Source organism: Agrobacterium sp. (assembly GCF_032092815.1).
GTDB lineage: Bacteria > Pseudomonadota > Alphaproteobacteria > Rhizobiales > Rhizobiaceae > Agrobacterium.
In genome coordinates, this window is sequence record NZ_DAMDBP010000021.1 from 66,463 (window position 1) to 71,936 (window position 5,474).

A 5,474-nucleotide genomic window follows, 5' to 3' on the forward strand; every position below is an offset into this window, starting at 1 on the left:
CACCTACCAGCAGACCCCGGAATACACGCCTGAGCTGGTTGACTTGGTCAAGGCCTTTCAGAGCGAGCATGGCCTGAAGCCCGATGGTGTCGTGGGCCGTGCCACGGTTCGCGCCATGGTCGGTGACAGCAACGAAGCCAAGATCAACAAGGTCGTGGTGGCCATGGAACAGATGCGCTGGTTGCCGGCGGATCTCGGCCAGCGCTATGTGTTCATCAATCAGCCTGCCTTCATGGCCTATTACCATAACGACGGTAAGGAAGAATTCGGCATGAAGGTGGTTGTTGGCTCCAAGGCCAACCAGACCTATTTCTTCCAGGATCAGATCCAGACGGTGGAATTCAACCCTTACTGGGGCGTTCCGCAGTCGATCATCGTCAATGAAATGGTGCCAAAGCTGCGCAACGATCCGTCCTATCTGGACCGTCTGGGCTACCAGGTTGCCGTCAATGGCAAGGCAGTGTCGTCCTCCAACGTCAACTGGTACGGCTCCACAAACGCCATTTCGGTACGTCAGCCACCAAGCAGTGACAATGCGCTGGGTGACCTGAAAATCCTGTTCCCGAATGCACATGCCATCTACATGCATGACACGCCGGCCAAAAGCTTCTTCTCGCGTGACATGCGTGCGCTCAGCCACGGCTGTATTCGCCTTGTCGATCCACGCCGCATGGCCGCAGCCGTGATGGGTGTCAGCGTTGGCGAAATCGACCAGCAGATTGCGTCGGGAAAGAACCGCGCGGTTCAGGTGCCGGTAAAAATTCCGGTCTACATCTCCTACTTCACCGCATGGCCGAACAAGGATGGCAAGGTGCAGTTCTTTGACGATGTCTATGACCGCGACTCTTATGTTCTCAAGGCCTTCGGCGTGACCAGCAAGGCACGCGGATCATCGGTCTGAAGCTGAATGTCTGAAAAGAAAAAGCGCCCGGAAGGGCGCTTTTTTTATGTGTGGCTTTTAAAGCGTCACGCGGCTTTGGCGCGATCGGAAATCAGCCGCAGCAGCAGTTCCGGTGTCAGTTCGTCAAACGAGCTGATCACGGCATCCGGATCGAGCTGCTCGACGGGAATGTCGGTATAACCGAAGGTCACGCCAATTGACGGAACGCCTGCATTCTTTGCAGCCAGGATATCGTTGACGCTGTCGCCAATCATGACGCAGTTGTCCAACCGGCCCTTGGCCAGTTCCACGGTGCCGATGATGTGTGCGGCATCCGGTTTGCGCACCGCAAAAGTGTCACCGCAGGTGATGGTCGGGAAATATTGGGTCAGGTTGAGCTGTTCCAGCAGCGGCACGGTCAGGACAGCGGCCTTGTTGGTGCAGACGGCCAGTTCGAAACCTGCATTCTTCAAACGATGCAGGGCCTCGATGATGCCGGGGTAGGGCTTGCTGTCACCGGGGATATTCTGTTTGTAATAGTCGATGAAGCGCAGGAAAAGCTCTTCATGCCGTTCGTCCGACAGCGGTTTTTCGCGCAGCGTATAAGCGCGCTTGATCATGGTTTTTGCACCCTGACCAACCAGATGCATCAGATCTTCGTAGACCACGGGGGCCAGATTGTCTTCGGCAATTGTGCTGTTGAGACTGGTGACGAGATCGGGAGCGGTGTCGATCAAAGTTCCATCGAGGTCGAATATGGCAAGGGGCGCAGTCAAAGGCGTTCTCTGTGGCTGGATTTGATGTGGCAGGACTTGAAATTCTGTGCGGCAGCCTAAGCAATGCCATGGGCTTTTGCAATAAACTGCGGTCATTCATGGTCTGTTCGCGCATCAGGGCTTTCGTTTGGCAAGCGAGGCGTGTAAACAGCACGCGAAGAAAACGACTGGAGATTTTGGCACATGGATGCCCGCCAGATGAAGATTAAAGCCGCCGAGGCTGCCTTGTCCTATGTTGAGGATGGTATGCGGCTCGGTATTGGCACTGGTTCGACAGCCGAAGAATTTGTCCGTCTGCTTGCTGAAAAAGTTGCCGCAGGTTTGAAAGTGCAGGGGGTTCCAACCTCCGAGCGTACCGCGCGCTTGTGCGTCGAACTGGGCATTCCGCTCAAGTCTCTTGAAGAATTGCCGGAACTGGATCTGACGATTGACGGTGCGGACGAAGTTGATTCCCGCCTGCGCCTGATCAAGGGCGGCGGCGGTGCACTTTTGCGTGAAAAGATTGTCGCTGCGGCATCCTCGCGCATGATCGTGATCGCGGATGAGAGCAAGGTTGTTGAAACACTTGGCGCTTTCCCGCTGCCGATCGAAATCAATGCATTTGGTATGGCCTCCACCCGCATCGCCATTGAAGCGCTTGCATCGCGTCTTGGTCTGACGGGTGAGCTAAAATTGCGTGGAACAGAGGATGGCCCGTTCACCACGGACGGCGGCCACCTTATTTTTGACGCATCATTTGGGCGTATTCCTGATTCAGAAGCACTGGCGAACCAACTCAATGCGATTCCTGGTGTTGTGGAACACGGACTTTTCATCAATTTGGCGTCGCTTGCCATTATAGCCGGCCCTGACGGGGCACGGACAATGCAAGCAAGAGTATAACAGGAGCAAATATTTCATGATCAGAATAGCGGGACTGGGCCGCGCTGCCGCTGCTTCGATCCTTTTTTCGGGCCTCGTTTTCGGCTCTGCCGTACGGGCGCAGGAAATTTCGGAAGAGCACATCACTGCGGCTAAGGAAGCCATCTCGACGCTTGGCGTCACTGAGCGTTTCGATGCCATTCTGCCGGGCCTTGCCGAACGTCTGAAGGCTCAGCTCATTCAGGCTTCACCGAATGTTCAGGATGCCATCAGCCAGACGGTTGATGACACCGCTTTGTCGCTTGCACCACGCCGCGCCGATCTGGAGCGCGAAGCTGCAATGACCTATGCAAAGACCTTCTCGATCGACGAGCTGAAGGCCATCAGCGCATTCTACAACAGCGAAGCCGGCAAGAAGCTCCTGAAAGACGGACCGATTGCAACGCGCGAACTGTTGAAGGCTGCTGACATCTGGGCATCCGGTATCAACCGCGACCTCAACGAAAAGAGCATGGCTGAGTTGCAGAAGGTTGCTGGTGCAGACCTCGCACCGCTGCCGACAGATGCTGAAGCGCCGAAGCCCTGATCATCAGATTTTCGTGAAAGCATTGAAGCGCCGTGTGTTTTTGATAAAACGCGCGGCGCTTTGACATTTGAAGAGGCTGCATAATCTTTACCTGAATTCCGGTTCGATTTAAGCAGTGACGCCGTAACCCGGTCGTTTGGCCGGGCTTTTCATTTGGTGTGTTCGATACCATATCAGCAGCACACAGACGCAAGAGATACCGGGGCTGTTATCGGCTATCTCCCACAGGGGTATATTATGACATCTTATGACTATGACCTTTTCGTTATTGGCGGCGGTTCCGGTGGCGTGCGCAGCGCGCGTGTCGCTTCGTCGTTGGGTAAACGTGTCGCCATTGCCGAAGAATATCGTTACGGCGGAACCTGCGTCATAAGAGGCTGCGTTCCCAAGAAGCTCTATGTCTATGCCTCGCAGTTCCCAGAGTATTTTGAAGATGCAGCCGGGTTTGGCTGGACGGTTGGCGAGCGCAGCTTTGACTGGAAGAAGCTGGTTGCCGCCAAAGAGCAGGAAATCACCCGTCTGGAAGGCCTCTATCGCAAGGGTCTGGAAAACGCCAAGGCGGATATTTTCGACAGCCGTGCCGAGCTGGTGGATGCGCATACCGTCAAGCTGGTGAAGACGGGCGAGACATTTACCGCAGAACGCATCGTCATTGCCGTTGGTGGCACACCCAATGAGCACAAGGCGCTGAAGGGCCATGAACTGACGATCTCGTCCAACGAGGCGTTTGATCTTGAGAACCTGCCACGCTCGATCCTGATTGCTGGTGGCGGTTACATCGCGGTCGAGTTTGCCAATATCTTCCACGGCCTTGGTGTGGAAACGACGCTGATCTACCGTGGCAAGGAAATCCTGTCGCGCTTTGACCATGACATGCGTCGTGGCCTGCATGAGGCAATGGAAGCAAAGGGCATTCGCATCATTTGCTCTGACGTGATCGAGGAGGTCTCCAAGGCACCGGCGGGCGGTCTTGTTGCCCGCACACTGCACAACGGCTCTCTTTCTGTTGATACGGTGATGCTGGCGCTGGGACGTGATCCCAACACCAAGGGTCTTGGCCTTGAAGCAGCAGGTGTTGCTGTCGACAAGCGTGGCGCGATCATCGTTGATGATTATTCGCGCACCAACGTGCCAAGCATCTTTGCTCTGGGTGACGTCACCGACCGGGTACAGCTGACGCCTGTGGCCATTCATGAGGCCATGTGCTTCATCGAAACCGAGTTCAAGAACAACCCGACCAAGCCGGATCACGATCTGATTGCGACGGCGGTGTTCTCGCAGCCGGAAATCGGCACGGTTGGTCTGTCGGAAGAAGAGGCGGCTTCCCGTTATCAGGAGCTGGAAGTCTACCGCGCCCAGTTCCGCCCGATGAAGGCAACGCTTTCCGGCCGCAGCGAAAAGACGATCATGAAGCTGATTGTCAATGCTGAGGACCGCAAGGTGGTGGGTGTGCACATTCTCGGCCATGAGGCCGGTGAAATGGCACAGCTGCTTGGTATCACCCTGAAGGCGGGCTGCACGAAGGATGATTTCGACAACACCATGGCTGTCCATCCGACAGCGGCCGAAGAGCTGGTGACGATGTATTCGCCGAGCTACAGGATCCGGAACGGCGAACGCGTCTGATTTCGGTTTTTCTGATATAATCGATTTACGGCCCTTTCGGGGGCCGAAATGGTACTGATTGATGCAATCGCGACCTATGCAAGGTCGCTCGAGAGGTTTATAAGCCGCCTCTATTTTGGAGAGGACGGTTTCCCGCAGAGTGCGGGGAAGGAAACAGGTGAGTACTATGGCACAGAATTGGAACCCGGCAAGCTGGCGTCAAAAGCCTATACAGCAGGTGCCTGATTATCCTGATCAGGATGCACTGCATGCAACTGAGGCCAAACTCGCAAAGTATCCGCCGCTGGTTTTTGCCGGTGAAGCGCGTCGCCTGACGCGTTCACTTGCCAATGTGGCCAATGGCGACGGTTTCCTTTTGCAGGGCGGTGACTGTGCGGAAAGCTTTGCCGAGCACGGCGCAGACACGATCCGCGACTTCTTCCGCGCATTTCTGCAGATGGCTGTCGTGCTGCCCTATGGTGCGCAGTTGCCTGTCGTCAAGGTTGGCCGTATCGCTGGCCAGTTCGCCAAGCCACGCTCTTCGAATGTCGAAGTGATGAATGGCGTGACGCTGCCAAGCTACCGTGGTGACATCATCAACGGTATCGAGTTCAATGAAGAGTCCCGCATTCCGGACCCTGAGCGTCAGGTCATGGCATACCGCCAGTCGGCCGCCACGCTCAACCTGCTGCGCGCTTTCGCCATGGGTGGTTATGCCAACCTAGAAAACGTGCACCAGTGGATGCTCGGCTTCATCAAGGACAGC

General features: G+C 55.7%; 6 protein-coding genes. 5 read left to right on the plus strand and 1 reads right to left on the minus strand.

All coding sequences use genetic code 11. From position 1 onward, the window contains the following. Nucleotides 1–901 (plus strand): L,D-transpeptidase family protein (locus tag RT613_RS14160; RefSeq protein WP_313616268.1); only part of this gene is annotated, 901 nt, incomplete at its 5' end. A 65-nt stretch (nt 902–966) separates the two neighbouring features. Here the strand turns inward: RT613_RS14160 and RT613_RS14165 are convergent. Then, complete coding sequence (locus tag RT613_RS14165; RefSeq protein ID WP_313616270.1) at nt 967–1,656, minus strand: HAD family hydrolase; 690 nt, start codon at nt 1,654–1,656, stop codon at nt 967–969. A 183-nt stretch (nt 1,657–1,839) separates the two neighbouring features. On the opposite strand from RT613_RS14165, the gene rpiA reads away from it, so the two are divergent. From rpiA to RT613_RS14185, 4 genes are all read left to right on the plus strand, one after another. Further along, the gene (gene rpiA, locus RT613_RS14170; RefSeq protein WP_313616272.1) at nt 1,840–2,538 is read left to right on the plus strand and encodes a ribose-5-phosphate isomerase RpiA; all 699 of its coding nucleotides are present in this window, start codon (nt 1,840–1,842) and stop codon (nt 2,536–2,538) included. 16 nt (nt 2,539–2,554) lie between these two features. Then, a complete protein-coding gene (locus RT613_RS14175; protein ID WP_313616273.1) occupies nt 2,555–3,103 on the plus strand; it encodes a DUF2059 domain-containing protein in 549 nt (182 codons plus the stop codon). Nucleotides 3,104–3,340: 237 nt separating this feature from the next. Then, nucleotides 3,341–4,729 (plus strand): glutathione-disulfide reductase, encoded by a 1,389-nt coding sequence (gene gor / locus RT613_RS14180; protein WP_313616275.1) that lies wholly within the window; start codon nt 3,341–3,343, stop codon nt 4,727–4,729. Between the two features lie 166 nt (nt 4,730–4,895). Beyond that, the coding region (locus RT613_RS14185; RefSeq protein ID WP_313616277.1) for a 3-deoxy-7-phosphoheptulonate synthase at nt 4,896–5,474 on the plus strand (579 nt) is incomplete at its 3' end.